The 17322-nt window shown below is 73.2% G+C and carries 17 protein-coding genes and 1 pseudogene; 16 read left to right on the top strand and 2 right to left on the bottom strand.

The annotated features are described in order from the left end of the window. Positions 1-3 precede the first annotated feature (3 nt). The 7 genes and pseudogenes from ACGFMM_RS02990 (at position 4) to ACGFMM_RS02960 (ending at position 6931) form a co-directional block, all read left to right on the top strand. The gene (locus ACGFMM_RS02990) at positions 4-1080 is read left to right on the top strand and encodes a nitronate monooxygenase (RefSeq protein ID WP_393642516.1); all 1077 of its coding nucleotides are present in this window, start codon (positions 4-6) and stop codon (positions 1078-1080) included. Then, positions 1077-1820: a 16S rRNA (uracil(1498)-N(3))-methyltransferase gene (locus ACGFMM_RS02985; protein ID WP_393642515.1), complete on the top strand. Its 744-nt coding sequence runs from the start codon at positions 1077-1079 to the stop codon at positions 1818-1820. The genes ACGFMM_RS02990 and ACGFMM_RS02985 overlap by 4 nt, the downstream gene beginning before the upstream one ends. Before the next feature lie 84 nt (positions 1821-1904). Further along, a pseudogene (locus ACGFMM_RS02980) lies at positions 1905-3238 on the top strand (ATP-binding protein). Beyond that, positions 3235-4347 (top strand): tetratricopeptide repeat protein, encoded by a 1113-nt coding sequence (locus ACGFMM_RS02975; RefSeq protein WP_393642513.1) that lies wholly within the window; start codon positions 3235-3237, stop codon positions 4345-4347. The pseudogene ACGFMM_RS02980 and the gene ACGFMM_RS02975 overlap by 4 nt, the downstream one beginning before the upstream one ends. A 207-nt stretch (positions 4348-4554) precedes the next feature. Next, complete coding sequence (locus ACGFMM_RS02970; protein WP_393642511.1) at positions 4555-4914, top strand: histidine triad nucleotide-binding protein; 360 nt, start codon at positions 4555-4557, stop codon at positions 4912-4914. A 12-nt stretch (positions 4915-4926) separates the two neighbouring features. Next, positions 4927-5829, top strand: a complete 903-nt coding sequence (locus tag ACGFMM_RS02965) for a ribonuclease Z (RefSeq protein WP_393642509.1) — start codon at positions 4927-4929, stop codon at positions 5827-5829. 67 nt (positions 5830-5896) lie between these two features. Further along, on the top strand, positions 5897-6931 hold the full coding sequence (locus ACGFMM_RS02960; RefSeq protein ID WP_393642507.1) for an adenosine deaminase: 1035 nt from the start codon (positions 5897-5899) through the stop codon (positions 6929-6931). Between the two features lie 37 nt (positions 6932-6968). Here ACGFMM_RS02960 and ACGFMM_RS02955 read toward each other — a convergent pair whose 3' ends face one another. Continuing rightward, positions 6969-8189, bottom strand: a complete 1221-nt coding sequence (locus ACGFMM_RS02955; RefSeq protein WP_393642505.1) for an MFS transporter — start codon at positions 8187-8189, stop codon at positions 6969-6971. Positions 8190-8440: 251 nt separating this feature from the next. Here ACGFMM_RS02955 and ACGFMM_RS02950 point away from each other — a divergent pair, with 251 nt between their 5' ends. From ACGFMM_RS02950 to era, 9 genes are all read left to right on the top strand, one after another. Continuing rightward, positions 8441-9559, top strand: a complete 1119-nt coding sequence (locus tag ACGFMM_RS02950; protein ID WP_393642504.1) for a carbohydrate kinase family protein — start codon at positions 8441-8443, stop codon at positions 9557-9559. A 169-nt stretch (positions 9560-9728) separates the two neighbouring features. Next, positions 9729-10757 carry a PhoH family protein gene (locus ACGFMM_RS02945; RefSeq protein ID WP_393642502.1) on the top strand — a complete coding sequence of 343 codons (1029 nt, stop codon included), beginning with the start codon at positions 9729-9731 and terminating at the stop codon, positions 10755-10757. Between the two features lie 12 nt (positions 10758-10769). Beyond that, positions 10770-11273 (top strand): rRNA maturation RNase YbeY, encoded by a 504-nt coding sequence (ybeY, locus tag ACGFMM_RS02940; RefSeq protein ID WP_393642500.1) that lies wholly within the window; start codon positions 10770-10772, stop codon positions 11271-11273. 19 nt (positions 11274-11292) lie between these two features. After that, positions 11293-12591, top strand: a complete 1299-nt coding sequence (locus ACGFMM_RS02935) for a hemolysin family protein (RefSeq protein ID WP_393642499.1) — start codon at positions 11293-11295, stop codon at positions 12589-12591. Further along, entirely contained in the window at positions 12588-12941 is a 354-nt protein-coding gene (locus ACGFMM_RS02930; protein ID WP_393642497.1) for an MmcQ/YjbR family DNA-binding protein, read from the top strand. Before ACGFMM_RS02935 ends, ACGFMM_RS02930 begins: the two co-directional genes overlap by 4 nt. A 41-nt stretch (positions 12942-12982) precedes the next feature. Continuing rightward, a complete protein-coding gene (locus ACGFMM_RS02925; RefSeq protein ID WP_393642496.1) occupies positions 12983-13345 on the top strand; it encodes a cytidine deaminase in 363 nt (120 codons plus the stop codon). Between the two features lie 204 nt (positions 13346-13549). After that, positions 13550-14887, top strand: coding sequence for a beta-xylosidase (locus ACGFMM_RS02920; protein ID WP_393642495.1), 1338 nt, complete (start codon positions 13550-13552; stop codon positions 14885-14887). A gap of 73 nt (positions 14888-14960) precedes the next feature. After that, positions 14961-15914, top strand: a complete 954-nt coding sequence (locus ACGFMM_RS02915) for a DUF916 domain-containing protein (protein WP_393642494.1) — start codon at positions 14961-14963, stop codon at positions 15912-15914. 38 nt (positions 15915-15952) lie between these two features. Next, positions 15953-16894 (top strand): GTPase Era, encoded by a 942-nt coding sequence (era, locus tag ACGFMM_RS02910; RefSeq protein ID WP_393642493.1) that lies wholly within the window; start codon positions 15953-15955, stop codon positions 16892-16894. Positions 16895-17049: 155 nt separating this feature from the next. On the opposite strand, the gene ACGFMM_RS02905 is transcribed toward era, so the two are convergent. After that, on the bottom strand, positions 17050-17322 hold the full coding sequence (locus ACGFMM_RS02905; protein WP_393642492.1) for a protealysin inhibitor emfourin: 273 nt from the start codon (positions 17320-17322) through the stop codon (positions 17050-17052).

Below are 17322 nucleotides of genomic sequence, written 5' to 3'. Positions count from 1 at the left end.
CGCATGTCCTCCGCGCTGAACGACCTCTGCCGATACCCCGTCGTGCAGGCCCCGATGGCGGGCGGCGGCTCCTGTCCGCAGCTGGCGGCGGCCGTGAGCGAGGCCGGGGGGCTGGGGTTCCTGGCCGCGGGGTACAAGACCGCCGGAAGCATGTACCAGGAGATCAAGCAGGTCCGCGGGCTCACCGGGCAGCCGTTCGGCGTCAACCTGTTCATGCCGCAGAACGGGCAGACCGCCGACCCCGCCGCCGTCGAGGTGTACCGGCACCAGCTCGCCGGTGAGGCCGACTGGTACGACACCCCGCTCGGCGACGCCGACAGCGGCCGCGACGACGCGTACGACGCCAAGCTGGCCGTCCTCGTCGACGACCCCGTCCCCGTCGTCTCGTTCACCTTCGGCTGCCCCACCCGTGACACCCTCGACGCCCTCGCGCGCGTCGGCACGTACACCGTCGTCACCGTCACCTCCGCCGAGGAGGCCCGGGCCGCGCAGTGGGCCGGGGCGGACGCCGTCTGCGTCCAGGGCGTGGAGGCCGGCGGGCACCAGGGGACGCACAAGGACGAGGCGGGCGCCGACGGCGCGGGCCTCGGTCTGCTCGCCCTCGTCACCCAGGTGCGGGAGAACGTCCAGCTGCCGATCATCGCCGCCGGCGGGCTGATGCGCGGCGCCCAGATAGCGGCCGTCCTCGCCGCCGGCGCGGACGCCGCCCAGCTCGGCACCGCGTTCCTGGTCTGCCCGGAGTCCGGCGCGCACCTGCTGCACAAGCAGGCCCTGACCGACCCGCTGTTCGTCCGCACCGAGCTGACCCGCGCCTTCTCCGGGCGTCCGGCCCGCGGCCTGGTCAACCGGTTCATGCACGAGCACGGACCGTACGCCCCCGCCGCGTACCCCGAGATCCACCACCTCACCGCGCCGCTGCGCAAGGCCGCGGCCACCGCCGGCGACCCCCAGGGCATGGCCCTGTGGGCCGGCCAGGGCCACCGGCTGGCCCGCGAGCTGCCCGCCGGGCAGCTCGTCGAGGTGCTGGCCGCCGAGATCGACACCGCACTGACCGCGCTGGCCCACAGGAGCGCCTCATGACCGCACCCGTCTTCGTCGTCGACGCCGTCCCCGACGGCGGGACCTTCCTCCTCGACGGGCCCGAGGGCCGGCACGCGGTCTCCGTGAAGCGGCTGCGGGCGGGCGAGGAACTCGTCCTGACGGACGGGCACGGCGGCTGGGCGGAGTGCACGGTGGTCGCCGCGGAGGGGAAGGACCAGCTGACGGTCTCGGTCGACGTCCGCCATGACGAGCCCGCGCCCGCGCCGCGGATCACCGTCGTCCAGGCCCTGCCGAAGGGCGACCGGGGCGAACTCGCCGTCGAGATCATGACGGAGACCGGCGTCGACGCGATCGTGCCCTGGTCCGCGTCCCGGTGCATCACCCAGTGGAAGGGCGACCGCGGGCTCAAGGCCCTCGGCAAGTGGCGGGCCACCGCCCGCGAGGCCGGCAAGCAGTCGCGCCGCACCCGATTCCCCGAGGTCGCCGAGCTGATGACGACCAAGCAGGTCGCCGCGCTGCTCGCCGACGCCGAGTTCGCGGCCGTGCTGCACGAGGACCGGGACCACCCGAGCGCCACGCTGGCCACCGCAGCGTTCCCCGCGGAGGGCGAGATCGTGCTGGTCGTCGGGCCCGAAGGGGGCGTCGCGCCGGAGGAGTTGGCGGCCTTCGAGGAGGCGGGCGCGAAGCCGTACCGTCTCGGCCCGAGCGTCCTGCGCACGTCGACGGCGGGGACGGCGGCGGCCGCGCTCGTGCTGGGGCGCACGGGGCGCTGGTCCTGACCGGCGGCCTGCCGGTGCGGTGAATCCGACGTGCCGGGCCCACCCCCTGGACGGGACACCCCGTTCCCTCCATAGGGTGTCGGCATGTCCGACGAGTCATCCGAGTCACCTCTGCTCCGGAGCCTGCGTGCCGCCGTGGCGGCGTCGCCCGCCGATGTGCCCCTGCGGCTGCACTTCGCCGAACTGCTGCTCGCCGAGGGACGGAACGACGAGGCCGTCGCGGAGGCCGCCGTCGCCCTGCAGCACGCGCCCGGAGACCGGCCGCCCGGACGCTGATGGCGCGAGCGATGGGGATGCCCCCGGGCGCCCCGACGGCTCCGGCCGCGCCGACGGCTCCAGCCGCCCCGGCAGATCCAGTTGCACCGACCGCGCCCGCCGCCCCTGCCGCCCCCGAAACCCCCGCCCCCGTCGACGAGTCGGCTGCCTTCGACTGGGCCGCCGCCGAGGAGCAGGTCGGCGATGTCGTCGGACCCCGGTTCATGGACGAGCCGCTCGCCGCGGACGGCGCCGGCGACGAGCCCGGCGACGTGTCCGCCTGGGACGTCGACGCGCCCGGCGACGTGCGCCTCGCCGACGTCGGCGGCATGCAGGACGTCAAGGAGCGCCTGGAGGCCGCCTTCCTCGCCCCCATGCGCAACCCCGAACTGCGCAAGCTGTACGGCAAGTCCCTGCGCGGCGGCCTGCTCCTGTACGGCCCGCCCGGCTGCGGAAAGACCTTCATCGCCCGCGCCGTCGCCGGCGAGCTCGGCGCGGGCTTCCTGTCGATCTCCCTCGCGGACATCCTCGACATGTGGATCGGCAGCTCCGAGAAGAACGTCCACGACATCTTCCGGACCGCCCGCCGCAAGGCCCCCTGCGTGGTCTTCCTCGACGAGCTGGACGCCCTGGGCGCGAAGCGCTCCCGTACCCACCACGGCGGGCTGCGCAACGTCGTCAACCAGCTGCTCACCGAGCTCGACGGCATCGACAGCGGCGGCAACGAGGGCGTGTTCGTGCTCGCCGCCACCAACGTCCCCTGGGACGTGGACCTCGCGCTGCGGCGCCCCGGCCGGCTCGACCGCACGCTCCTCGTGCTGCCGCCGGACGCGCCCGCCCGCGAGGCGATCCTCCGCTACCACCTGCGCGAGCGGCCCATCGAGTCGGTCGACCTCGGCAAGATCGTCAAGGCCACCGAGGACTTCTCCGGCGCCGACCTCGCCCACCTGTGCGAGACCGCCGCCGAGGCCGCCCTCCTCGACTCCGCCCGCACCGGCCGGGTCCGCATGATCGGCACCAAGGACCTGACGGACGCCGCCCGGCAGATCCGACCGTCGACCGACCCCTGGTTCGCCTCCGCCCGCAACGTCGCCACGTTCGCCAACGACGGCGGCATGTACGACGACCTCCTCGCGTACCTGAAGAAGAAGCGCAAGCTGTGACCGCCCTGCTGCGCGCGGACGCGCTGTACGAGGCCGGGCGGTACGAGCAGGCCGCCGCCCTCGCCGCCCAGCACCTGGCGACCGACCCGGACGACGCGCCCGCCCTCGTCCTCCTGGCCCGCTGCCGGCACCGGCTCGGCCAGGACGCCGGCGCGCTGGCCACCGTGGACCAGGCGCTGCGGTCCGAGCCGGACTCGCTGGTGGCCCTGCTGGTCCGTACCGACGTGCTGCTCGCGCTCGAGGCGTACCTCGAGGCCGAACAGACCGCCCGGCGGGCCGTCGGACTCGCCCCGCAGCACTGGGGCAGCCACTACGCGCTCGGTGCGGCGCTCGACCGGGCCTCGAACGCGGCCGCGCGCCGCCCCGTCGACTGGTCCGGCGCCGCGAACCGCAAGGCCGAGGCGTACGAGGCGGCGCGCCGTGCTGTCGCGCTCGCCCCCGAGGAGGACGCGGCGCACTTCCTCGTCGGGATCACCGCGCAGCGGCTCGGCGACCACAAGACCGCACGGCGGGCGTACGAGACGGCGCTGCGGCTCAACCCGGAGAGCAGCGAGGCGCACAACAACCTCTCGCTCATCCATATGCGCAGCCGATGGTTCACCCGCGGGGCCTGGACCAAGGCGGCGGTGGGCTTCGTGGAGTCCGCATCGCTGGACCGCGACGACCGGGAGGCCCGGTACAACCTGGAGACCATGGCCTGGGGGACCGCCGCCGGGGCGCGCTGGGTGGCCGTGATCGGCTTCTTCGCCGCCGCGCTCGGCTCCGCGCCGCTGCGCACCGGGGGTTCGGGGGCCGAGGCGACGGCGTCGCTGCTCATCGGCGCGGCGGTGCTCGTCGGGGTCTGGGGCGGCTGGGCGCTGTGGACGCTGCGCCGGGTGCCGCCGCGGGTGCGGCGGCCGCTGCTGCTGGTGGCGCGCAGCTGCCGGCCGGTGCTTGCCATGGCCGCGGCGGTGGGACTGCTCGGCCTGCACTCGGTGCTGGCGCTGGTGCTGTGGTCGGTGGACTCCGCGTTCGTCGCGGCGCTCGGCACGCCGCTGTTCTGGGGCATGGTGATCACGTACTGGGCCAGCCGGGCGGCGCTGCGGCGGCGGGAGCCGGGGCGGGCGTAGCGAGGACGCGGGGCGGGCGTGGCGAGGACGCGGGGCGGGCGTGGCGAGGACGCGGGGCGGGCGTGGCGAGGACGCGGGGCGGGCGTGGCGAGGACGCGGGGCGGGCGACCGGTCGGCCTGGGCCGGGGGTGTCGGGACCGGCCGATAGCATGCCCGTGTACTGATCACTGGATCGCTGATCGTCACTGATCGAGGGAGGCCCGGTCCATGGCCGGAGAGCCGCAGAGCGACTGCCTGTTCTGCAAGATCGTCGGCGGGGAGGTGCCCGCGACCATCGTGCGGGAGACCGAGACCACCGTCGCGTTCCGGGACATCAACCCGCAGGCGCCCACGCACGTCCTGATCATCCCGAGGGTGCACTACGCCGACGCCGCCTCGCTGGCCGCCGCCGAGCCGCAGATCACCGCGGACATCCTGTGCGAAGCCCGCGAGGTCGCCGAACTCGACAAGGTCGACCACACCGGCTACCGGATCGTGTTCAACACCGGCACCGGCGCGGGCCAGACCGTGTTCCACGCCCACGCGCACGTGCTGGGCGGCCGCGGCCTCAACTGGCCGCCCGGATAGTCCGAGGTTCCTTTGTCCGTACGCGAATTCGTCGTCCTCGGCACCGCCAGCCAGGTGCCGACCCGGCACCGCAACCACAACGGCTATCTGCTCCGCTGGGACGGCGAGGGCATCCTCTTCGACCCCGGTGAGGGCACGCAGCGGCAGATGCTGCGGGCGGGGGTCGCCGCCCACGACATCAACCGGATCTGCGTCACGCACTTCCACGGCGACCACTCGCTGGGGCTGGCCGGGGTGATCCAGCGGATCAACCTCGACCAGGTGCCGCATCCGGTCACCGCTCACTACCCGGCGAGCGGGCAGCACTTCTTCGAACGGCTGCGGTACGCGACCGCGTACCGGGAGACCGTGCAGCTGACGGAGGCGCCCGTCGCGGCGGACGGGCCGCTCTCGCAGACGCCCGCGTACACGCTGGAGGCGCGGCGGCTGTCCCACCCCGTGGAGTCCTTCGGGTACCGGCTCGTCGAGCCCGACGGGCGGCGGATGCTGCCGGAGCAGCTCGCCGCGCACGGCATCAAGGGCCCGGACGTGGGCCGGCTCCAGCGCGAGGGCGTGCTCGACGGGGTCACCCTGGACGACGTGAGCGAGGTGCGGCGCGGGCAGCGGTTCGCGTTCGTCATGGACACGCGGCTGTGTGACGGCGTGTACGCGCTGGCGGAGGGGTGCGATCTGCTGGTCATCGAGTCCACGTTCCTCGACGAGGACGCGGCGCTCGCGACCGACCACGGCCATCTGACCGCCGGTCAGGCGGCCGCGGTGGCGCGGGACGCCGGGGTGCGGCACCTCGTGCTCACGCACTTCTCCCAGCGCTACGGCGATCCCGCGGAGTTCGAGCGGCAGGCGCGGGGGGCCGGATTCGAGGGCGAGCTGACGATCGCCCAGGACCTGGCGCGGGTGCCGGTCCCGAAACGGTAGACCGAAGCGGTAGGCCCGAACGGTAGACCGAAACGGCAGAAGCGACGAGACGCGGAGCGCAGGAGCGATGAACCACCGAAACCCCGGCCCCGGCCCCGGTGCCGGTCCCGGACCCGTCCCCAAGGCCGAGCTGCATCTCCACATCGAGGGCACGCTCGAACCCGAGCTGGCGTTCGCGCTCGCCGAGCGGAACGGCGTCGAACTGCCGTACCGCGGCACCGAGGAGCTGCGGGCCGCGTACCGCTTCGGCGATCTGCAGTCGTTCCTCGACCTGTACTACGGCCTCATGGCCGTGCTGCGCACCGCCGAGGACTTCACCGAGCTGGCCGACGCGTATCTCGCGCGGGCGGCCGCGCAGGGGGTCCGGCACGCCGAGATCTTCTTCGACCCGCAGGCGCACCTCGCCCGCGGCGTGCCGATGGGCACGGTCGTCGAGGGCCTGGCCGCGGCGCTCGACCGGAGCGAGGAGCGGCACGGCGTCTCGACACGGCTGATCATGTGCTTCCTGCGGGACGAGTCGGCGGAGTCCGCCCTCGACACGCTGGAGGCGGCGAAGCCGTATCTGCACCGGATCACCGGGGTCGGGCTCGACTCGGCGGAGGTCGGGCATCCGCCGGCGAAGTTCCGCGCGGTGTACGAGGCGGCCGCGGCGCTCGGGCTGCGGCGGGTCGCGCACGCGGGCGAGGAGGGCCCGGCGTCGTACGTCCGTGAGGCGCTGGACGTGCTCGGCGTGGAGCGGGTCGACCACGGGCTGCGGTCGATGGAGGACCCGGAGCTGGTGGAGCGGCTGGTGCGGGAGCGGGTGCCGCTGACGTTGTGCCCGCTGTCCAATGTGCGGCTGCGGGCGGTCGACACGCTGGCCGACCACCCCCTGCCGGCCATGCTGGCCGCGGGGCTGGTCGTGACGGTCAACTCGGACGACCCGGCGTACTTCGGCGGCTACGTGGGCGACAACTTCGACGCGGTGCGGGCGGAGCTGGGGCTGGGCCCGGAGCAGCTGCGTGTGCTGGCGCGGAACTCGTTCGAGGCGTCGTTCCTGGAGGACGACGAAGAGCGGCGGTCGCGGTACCTCGCCGAGGTGGAGGCACACGACTTCGGGTAGGCGAGGGGCGCGCCGCGGTGCGCCCCCGATCTACGGTCTACACGCCCCCCGATCCCGGCTGCGCCAGGGTGTAGGCGGGCTGGGAGGCGTGGGTTCCGGGGTGGGGGAGTGCGACTTCGGCCAGGTCCGGGGTCTGGGGGCGGGGGGTCGTCCTGAGGGCTACCGCGGTCAGCGGGACCGCGGCGGTCAGGAGGAGAGCGGCCAGGATCGTGCCCATCGTGGGGTAGCCCAGGGTCTCCGACAGGACCGTGCCGGTCGCCGGACCACAGGCGACGCCGAGGGACGAGGCGGCTCCGGCCAGGATCGTCCAGCGGCCGGTCGGGTCCAGGGTGGCCGCCAGGGCGATGACGTACGACAGGACCAGCGGGTACATCGCGTTCCAGGCCATCTCGCCCGCGGCGAACGCCGCCAGGTTCTCGGCGCCCGCGCTCAGCGCCACGCAGGCCGCGATGACGCCCGTTCCGGCGCCTATCGGGAGGGCCTTGCCCAGGCGCTCGCCCAGGGCCCGTGCCGCGAGGACCCCCGCCAGGCCCGCGCCCAGCGCCGCCGCGAACACCGCGCCGACCGTCACCTCGCTCAGGCCCGCCTGGGTGACCCCGATCCGGCCGCTCACGCCCCACAGGGCGTTCTGGGCCAGGGACCAGAGCAGGAGGGCGGCTGCCACGGCCGTGCCGGCGATGCGGTGGGGGAGGCGGCCGTCCGCGGTGGTCCTCGGGCGGTCCGTCGTACCGGCCAGGGCCCTCGTCCCCGGCCAGGCCCCCGCCGCCACCAACGCGATCGCCGCGAAGGCGAGTCCGTGGCCGGTGCCCAGCCGCGGAAGCGTCAGGTACAGCGCGCCCGTCGTCGCCGACACCGTCAACAGGCCCAGAGTCGAGGCGCGGTGCGGGTCGTGGCGGGCGGCGATGCCCGAGGCGGCCACCGCCGTCACCGTGCCCGAGCCGAGGCCGCCGAGCACCGAGCCCACCAGGACCAGGGGGACGAGCCCCGTCGCGGCCGCCGTGCCGTAGCCGCAGACCATGGCCAGCAGGCCCGCCCGTGCGGCCCGGCGCGGGCCGATGCGGTTCACGCGGCCCGCAAGGGCGAAGCCCGCGCAGGCCGAGGCGAGGAGCAGGGCGGAGCCCGTCAGGCCCGCCTGTGTCGGCGTGAGGCCGAGGCCGGTGGCGAGGCGTCCGACGACGGTGGGCAGGAGGTACGGCGCGGTGTAGCCGGCCGTGAAGAGGGCGACGAGGGGCCGGAGCGGCCGCGGGCGCGACGACATGGGCGTTCCAGGAACAAGGGGGCGTGAGGGGTGGAGCGCCCGGTGTTCCACGGGATCGCGGACCACTTCTATCAAGCGGCCGAGGCGGCGGTGAAGGTGTTCCGGTCACCCTGTGCATGTGGTTTGGGTCACACTTGGGTTTGGGGTCTGTGGCCACGGGTAGCCGCACCGGCTTTCGCGTCGCGCCCCGGCCTTCCCGCGGCCCCGTTCAGGCACACTGGCCTGATCCGCACCACCACCGGGAGCCTGCCGTGAGCACCAGGGGAGCCGAGACCGAACGCGCCGCCGGGGTCGACCCGTTGGACTCCCTGCGAGGTCCCTCCGACCCGCCCTGCGACGTGTTCCTGACCGGCATGGTCTTCCTGGACATCATCTTCACCGGGCTCGACAGCGCCCCCGTCCGGGGCACCGAGTCCTGGGCCCGCGGCATGGGGTCCAGCCCCGGCGGCGTCGCCAACATGGCGACCGCACTGGCCCGGCTCGGGCTGCGCACCTCGCTCGCCGCCGCCTTCGGAGACGACCACTACGGGGAGTACTGCTGGGACGCCCTGGAGCAGGGCGAGGGGATCGACCTGTCCCTGTCCCGGACCGTTCCCGGGTGGCACTCTCCCGTCACCGTCTCCATGGCGTACGAGGGGGAGCGGACCATGGTGTCGCACGGGCACGACGCGCCGCCTCTCGACGGGGCCGCGCCGCCGCCCTACCCGCCGCGCGCACGGGCCGCCGTCGCCTCCCTCGCGCCGGGCCGCAGCGAGGAGTGGGTCAACCAGCTCCACCGCTCCGGGGCCCGGATCTTCGCGGACGTCGGCTGGGACGAGACCGGCCGCTGGGACCTCGCGGGGCTGCCCGACCTGGCCCACTGCGAGGCCTTCCTGCCGAACGCGGAGGAGGCCATGCGGTACACCCGCACCGACTGCCCCCGTGCCGCCGCCCGCGCGCTCGCGGACAAGGTGCGGTACGCCGTCGTCACGCTCGGGGCGGAGGGCGCGTACGCCGTGGACGGCGGCAGCGGCGAGACCGCCGAGGTGCCGGCGATCCAGGTGTCCGCGCTCGATCCGACCGGCGCGGGGGACGTCTTCGTGGCCGGGTTCGTCACCGGGACCCTGGCCGGCTGGCCGCTCGCCGACCGGCTCGCCTTCGCCGGGCTGATCGCGGCCCTGTCGGTGCAGGAGTTCGGCGGGTCCCTGTCCGCGCCCGGCTGGGGCCAGGTCGCCGCCTGGTGGCACACGGTCCGGGAGCACGCCGGACAGGACCCGGCGGCGCTGGCCGGCCGGTACGCCTTCCTGGAGCCGCTGCTTCCCGCCGAGGCCCGCCCCTGGCCGCTGCGCCGGGCCGTGCCCACCATCGGCTTCCGCCCGGCCCCCGCCTAGAGCCGACGCCCCGCCCCCGCCTGGAGCCGACGCCCGGATCGGGCTCCGAGCCCGCCCTGATAAAACGCTTCGGCCTTGTCAGCGGCAAGTCGTAGGCTTGGTATCCGAGAGGTTGTCGAGCAGCGAGAACCCTGCAACGGGAGGTATGTGCAGGCCACAGTGCCGGCCCATGACTCAGACATCCACAGCCCACGAGGGAGTGCCGGGACAGGCTCAGGCCCGGTTCACCGTGCCCGCCAAGCACCCGATGGTGACCGTTCTCGGCTCCGGCGACTCCTTGCTCCGTGTGATCGAGAAGGCGTTCCCGGCCGCCGACATCCATGTCCGGGGCAACGAGGTCAGCGCGATCGGTGACGCGGCGGAAGTCGCTCTGATACAGCGCCTGTTCGACGAGATGATGCTGGTGCTCCGCACCGGTCAGCCGATGACGGAGGACGCAGTGGAACGCTCGATCGCCATGCTCAGGGCGAGCGAGAACGGCCAGGGGGACGGCCAGGAGACCCCGGCCGAGGTGCTCACCCAGAACATCCTCTCCAGCCGCGGTCGCACGATCCGCCCCAAGACCCTCAACCAGAAGCGCTATGTCGACGCCATCGACAAGCACACCATCGTGTTCGGCATCGGCCCCGCCGGCACCGGCAAGACGTACCTGGCCATGGCCAAGGCGGTCCAGGCCCTGCAGTCCAAGCAGGTCACCCGGATCATCCTGACCCGGCCGGCCGTCGAGGCGGGCGAGCGGCTCGGCTTCCTGCCCGGCACGCTCTACGAGAAGATCGACCCGTACCTGCGGCCGCTGTACGACGCGCTGCACGACATGCTCGACCCCGACTCGATCCCCAAGCTGATGGCGAACGGGACGATCGAGGTCGCGCCGCTGGCGTACATGCGCGGACGGACGCTCAACGACGCGTTCATCATCCTCGACGAGGCGCAGAACACGAGCCCCGAGCAGATGAAGATGTTCCTCACCCGCCTCGGCTTCGACTCGAAGATCGTCATCACCGGTGACGTCACCCAGGTCGACCTGCCGGGCGGCACGAAGAGCGGTCTGCGCCAGGTGCGCGACATCCTGGAGGGCGTCCCGGACGTGCACTTCTCGATGCTCACGTCGCAGGATGTCGTCCGGCACAAGCTCGTCGGCCGTATCGTCGACGCGTACGAGAAGTACGACAGCCGGAACGGCTCCGACCGGAAGTAGTCACAGCGCAAAATGTCGATCGACGTCAACAACGAGTCCGGAACCGAGGTCGACGAGCAGGCGATCCTCGACATCGCCCGCTACGCGCTGGCGCGGATGCGCATCCACCCGCTCTCCGAACTGTCGGTGATCGTGGTGGACGCCGAGGCGATGGAGCAGCTCCACATCCAGTGGATGGACCTGCCGGGCCCGACGGACGTCATGTCCTTCCCGATGGACGAACTGCGCCCGCCGGCCCGGGACGACGACGCCGCGGAGCCCCCGCAGGGGCTCCTCGGCGACATCGTGCTCTGCCCCGAGGTCGCCAAGAAGCAGGGCGAGGACGCCCCGACGCGGCACTCCATGGACGAGGAGCTCCAGCTGCTCACCGTGCACGGAGTGCTGCACCTGCTCGGCTACGACCACGAGGAGCCGGACGAGAAGGCCGAGATGTTCGGCCTGCAGGCGGCGATCGTCGACGGCTGGCGCGCGGACAAGGGCCTGACCGGCCCGTCGCCGGCGCCGACCGTCTCCTGACCCCGGTCCCGGGTCCCCGATGGACGCTTCACTCATTCTCGGCGCGGTCGCCCTGGTCGTGGTGGCCTGGCTGGCGGCCTGCGCCGAGGCGGGGCTCGCCCGCGTCTCCACCTTCCGCGCCGCCGAGGCCGTACGGTCCGGGCGGCGCGGCGCGGACAAGCTGACGCAGGTCGCCGCCGACCCCACCCGCTATCTGAACGTGGCCCTGCTGGTCCGGGTCGCCTGCGAGATGGCGGCCGGGGTCCTCGTCACGTACGCCTGCCTGGAGGCCTTCGAGGAGACCTGGCAGGCGCTGCTCGTCGCGATCGTCGTGATGGTGCTCGTCTCGTACGTCGCCGTCGGCGTCTCGCCGCGCACGATCGGCCGCCAGCACCCGCTGAACACGGCGACGGCGGCCGCGTACGTCCTGCTGCCGCTGGCCCGGATCATGGGGCCGATCCCGCAGCTGCTGATCCTCATCGGCAACGCGCTCACCCCCGGCAAGGGCTTCCGCAAGGGCCCCTTCGCCTCCGAGGCCGAGCTGCGGGCCATGGTCGACCTGGCCGAGCAGGAGCAGCTGATCGAGGACGAGGAGCGCCGGATGGTGCACTCGGTCTTCGAGCTCGGCGACACGCTGGTGCGCGAGGTGATGGTGCCGCGCACGGATCTCGTCTGCATAGAGCGGTACAAGACGATCCGGCAGGCGCTGACGCTCGCGCTGCGCTCCGGCTTCTCGCGCATCCCGGTGACCGGCGAGAACGAGGACGACATCGTCGGCATCGTGTATCTGAAGGACCTGGTCCGCAAGACGCACATCAACCGCGAGGCCGAGGCGGACCTCGTCTCGACGGCGATGCGCTCGGCGGCGTTCGTGCCCGACACGAAGAACGCCGGCGACCTGCTGCGCGAGATGCAGCAGGAGCGCAACCACGTGGCCGTGGTGATCGACGAGTACGGCGGCACGGCCGGCATCGTCACCATCGAGGACATCCTCGAGGAGATCGTCGGCGAGATCACCGACGAGTACGACCGTGAGCTGCCGCCGGTGCAGGAGCTGGGCGACGACCGCTACCGGGTCACGGCCCGGCTCGACATCGGCGACCTCGGCGAGCTGTACGGCTTCGGCCCGGACGAGTACGACGACGAGGACGTCGAGACGGTCGGCGGCCTGCTCGCCAAGGCGCTCGGGCGGGTCCCGATCGCGGGCGCCTCCGCCGCCGTCGAGCTGCCGGACGGGCGCTCGCTGCGGCTGACGGCCGAGTCGCCGGCCGGCCGCCGGAACAAGATCGTGACCGTGCTCGTCGAGCCCGTGGACGAAGAGGAGGGGCAGTCGGCGTGACGCCCGAGGAGCTGCGGGACTTCTGTCTCGACTTCAATGCCGCCACCGAGGAGTTTCCGTTCCGGCCCGAGATCTCCGTCTTCAAGGTGCGGGGCAAGATGTTCGCCCTCTCCCAGCTGGGCGCGGAGCCGTTGACGATCAACCTCAAGTGCGATCCGGACGAGGCGGTGCGGCTGCGGGAGGAGTATCCGGCGGTCGCGCCCGGCTACCACATGAACAAGCGGCACTGGAACACGGTGACGGTCGGGGAGCTGCCGGCGAAGCTGGTCCGGGAGCTGATCGAGGACTCGTACGACCTCGTCGTCGCGGGTTTGCCGCGGGCGGAGCGACTGAAGCTCGACCGTCCGTAGCCTGAGCTCGACGGCCCATGGCCTGCGCCTATGCTCGGGGCATGACACTCAACCGCGAGCACGGCGATCTCGGCGCCGAGGACCTCAAGATCATCACGCTGGCGCGCAGCGCCCGCGCCCGCAACGGGGTGCCGGAGGGCGCGGCGGTCCGCGACGAGACCGGCCGTACGTACGTCGCCGGCACCGTCGCCCTGGAGTCGCTGAAGCTGAGCGCGCTGCAGACCGCGGTCGCCATGGCCGTGGCCAGCGGCGCGCAGTCGCTGGAGGCCGCGGCCGTCGTCTCGAACGCCGAGGCCGCCTCGGACGAGGACCGCGCCGCCGTGCGCGACCTGGGCGGTCCGGAGACGCCGGTGCTGCTCGCCGGCCCGGACGGCGTCCTGCGCGTCGCGGTCAGCGCGGGCTGACGAGCGGTCGAACCGAGCGGTCGAACGGGGTCCGGCGGAATGCCGGGCCCCGCTTTCATGCCCGTCCACCTGCGGAAAGGTCGATCTTGGTGTTCGATCTTGACAGTATCTGATGGGTCATCAGTCGGTGCATTTCGATTCCATTGACTTCTCTCGCGGCCAGGCCGTCAATGGCGCCCTCTCGTCCCAGAGGAGGGGGCACACATGGCACTGCTCAGGACCCGGACCCGAAGACGGCGCTGGACCGCCGGCCTCGGCGTCACCGCTCTCGTGCTCGCCGGCGGCGGCACCCTCGCCGCACCCGCCGGCGCCGCGGCGCTCGCGTCGGCCCCGGTCGACTTCGCGACGCACTGCGTGCCGCCGCCGATCGCCGGCATCCCGCCCATCGACGGCACCACCACCGCCGAGATCACCGTCGACAAGCCGACGCCCAAGGTCGGCGACACGGTCACCGTCACCTACAAGGTGACCAAGCCCGCCGCGTCCAACCCGGTCGACCTGGCCCTGCCGGCCGACATCATGACCCCGACCGGCAAGGTCACCCTCGGCGGCGCCCAGTCCGGCGCCGTCACCGTCGCCGGGCCCAAGAAGAACGACCCGGTCCCCGGCAAGGGCGCCTTCCCGCCGTTCTCCATGACCGGCACCTTCACGGTCACCCAGCCCGGCGCGATCACCCTGTCGCCCGGCGACTACAACATCCACACCAGCTACCTGATGGAGCTGGACACCCCCTGCACCGTCACCAACCCGCCCGCGCCCGTCTCCGAGACGATCACGGCGACCGCGCAGCCGGGCGCCAACGAGCGCTCCCTGCAGCTCGGCACGGCCTCCGGCGCGCCCGGCGACCGGGTCACCGTGACCGGCGCCAAGTTCACCCCGCTCGCCGAGGTCACCGTCGTCGGCCGGGCCGGCGCCGCCGAGACCGCCGACAAGATGACGGTCACGACCGACAGCGCGGGCGGTTTCGTCGCCCGCCTGGCCGTGAACGACAAGGCGACCAGCGGGATCGTGGCGTACGAGGGCGCGGCCTGGGACGCCGAGAAGGGCGCCGGACCCGTCACGTACACCGTCATCGACGACACCCCTCCGCCGCCGGGCAGCCAGAAGATCAACACGGCGGTCACCAAGGGCGAACTGTCGATGACCCAGGCCGGCGACACCGTCGAGCTGTCCTCGGTGGACTTCGGCCAGGGCGGCGCGGCCACCGGCGCCCTGAAGACGGTCACGGTCAAGGACTTCCGCGGCGGTCCCGCGGGCTGGTCCCTGACCGGCAAGGTCACCGACTTCACCGGACCCGGCGGCGCCATCGGCGCCGGGAAGCTGAGCTGGAGCCCGGCCTGCACCACCAAGGCCGGCAGCCCCAGCACCTGTGTCCCGGGCTCGGCCGGGCCGGTGGGCGGCGGCGGCGCGACCCTCGCGTCCACGCCGAACGGGGCCGTCACGGGCGGTGAGTTCACCGTCGACGCCGGACTCTCCCTGGACGTCCCGGCGTTCACGGCGCCCGGCGCGTACTCCGGTCTGCTCACCCTGACCCTCACGTGACCCACGGCCGATGAACACAGCGGGCCGGGCGCGCACCCGGTCGGCCCGCCTCCGACCCCGGGAGTTCCGCACCGTGCGCAAGCCTCTTGAGCCTCTTGCTCTGCTGCTCGCCGTCCTCGCCCTGCTGCTCGCCGCGCCCGGGAGCGCCCACGCCGCCGAGAACGGCGAGTGGGCCGTGTTCCCGGCCGCCTCCGAGCTGGGCAGCCGGCCGTACTTCTACCTCTCCGCCGACGCCGGCGGCGCCGTCACCGACCGGGTGACCGTCAGCAACAAGACCGCCGCCCCGCTGACCTTCCGGCTCTACGGGGCCGACGCCTACAACACCGAGCGCGACGGCGGTTTCGCCGTCCGCACCCGCGAGGAGAAGCAGACCGGCGCCGGGGCCTGGATCCGGCTGTCCCGCGACCGCGTCACCGTCCCCGCCCGCAGCCGGGTGACCGTGCCCTTCACCCTCGCCGTCCCCGCCGACGCCGAGCCCGGCGACCACCCCGGGGCCGTCGTCGCCCTCGACGAGCGCGTCGCCTCCGGCGGCGGCTCCGTCGCGGTCGGCGTGCAGCGCGCTGTCGGCGCCCGCGTGTACCTGCGGGTCAACGGCCCCACCGTCCCCGCGCTCAGCGTCGAGGACGTCACCGTCGACCAGGACCGGCCCCTCGTCCCCGGCGCCCGCGAGAGCAGCGCGCTGGTCTCGTACACCCTGCACAACCGCGGCAACGTCACCCTCAACCCGCGGGTCGCGCTGCGCGCCGAGGGCGTCTTCGGCCGGACCCTGCTCGACCGGGACCTCGCGAGGATCCCGTCCGAGCTGCTGCCCCGGCAGAAGATCCGGCTGACCGAGCACTGGACGGACGCACCGCAGTTCGACTGGGGGCAGGTCACCCTCACGGCCACCGCCAAGGACGTACGGGAGTCCGCGCACGCCGGCTTCCTGGCCCTGCCGTGGCTGGTCGGCGTGGTGCTCCTGACGCTCGGCACGGGGGTGGGCGCTGGGGTGCTGCTGCGCCGCCGCCGGGCGGCAGCCGGGCACTGAGTACGTAGCGGCCCGTTGGATCGGGGACAATGGCCCCCATGAGCGCTCGCACCCCTGAATCCGAAGCCGTCCACCGGGCCGGTTTCGCCTGCTTCGTCGGCCGCCCCAACGCGGGCAAGTCCACCCTCACGAACGCTCTGGTCGGCCAGAAGGTGGCCATCACCTCCAACCGGCCGCAGACCACCCGGCACACCGTGCGCGGCATCGTGCACCGGCCGGACGCGCAGCTGATCCTGGTGGACACGCCGGGACTCCACAAGCCGCGGACCCTGCTCGGCGAGCGGCTCAACGACGTCGTGCGCACGACGTGGGCCGAGGTCGACGTGATCGGCTTCTGCCTGCCGGCCAACGAGAAGCTCGGCCCCGGCGACCGGTTCATCGCCAAGGAGCTGGCCGGGATCAAGAAGACCCCGAAGGTCGCGATCATCACCAAGACCGACCTGGTCGACTCCAAGACCCTCGCCGAGCAGCTCATCGCCATCGACCAGCTCGGCAAGGAGCTGGGCTTCGAGTGGCAGCAGATCGTGCCGGTCTCGGCCGTCGGCAACAAGCAGGTCCAGCTCGTCGCCGATCTGCTGATCCCGCTGCTGCCGGAGTCGCCGCCGCTGTACCCGGAGGGCGACCTCACCGACGAGCCCGAGCAGGTCATGGTCGCGGAGCTGATCCGCGAGGCCGCGCTGGAGGGCGTCCGCGACGAGCTGCCGCACTCGATCGCGGTGGTCGTCGAGGAGATGATCCCGCGCGAGAACCGCCCGGCGGACCGGCCGCTGCTCGACATCCACGCGAACGTCTACATCGAGCGCCCCAGCCAGAAGGGGATCATCATCGGCCCGAAGGGCAGCCGCCTGAAGGAGGTCGGGATGAAGTCCCGCAAGCACATCGAGGCCCTGCTCGGCACCCCGGTCTTCCTCGACCTCCACGTGAAGGTCGCGAAGGACTGGCAGCGCGACCCGAAGCAGCTGCGGAAGCTGGGCTTCTAGCCCGGCTGAGGTCGCGGGCCGGAGGCCGGCGCAGCCGTCCGAAGCCCGGGAGGCCCCCTGGGGCCGAGCGGTGCGAGGGCGGCGTTGAAAATGGGTCCCGAAGCAGCTGCGGAAGCTGGGGTTCTAGCCCGGGGTTCTGAGGGGCCGCGCCCCTCTTACGCCCCTTCCTTCAGGATCAGGCGGATCAGCTCACGCTGGTCGTCCGTGAGGTGGGGGTCCTGGAGGCTCACCGAGCGGCCGTCGACCGTGATCTCGTAGGCGAAGCCGTCCGGGACCACGCGGGGCGGGTTCGCCCCGGTGTGCGGGGCCGCCAGGGCCCGGTGGGCCAGGGCCTCGACGTGCGTGGCGTCGGGCCGGTCCGCGGTGTCGAGCTCGGCGTACCGCTCGATCCCCGCGAACCCGCCCGTGCGGCGTACCTGGATGCGCAT

It is taken from the genome of Streptomyces sp. NPDC048604, from assembly GCF_043199435.1.
Classification (GTDB): domain Bacteria; phylum Actinomycetota; class Actinomycetes; order Streptomycetales; family Streptomycetaceae; genus Streptomyces.
The sequence above is the reverse complement of the archived record's forward strand: the minus strand, read 5'-3'. Positions and strand labels throughout refer to the sequence as shown.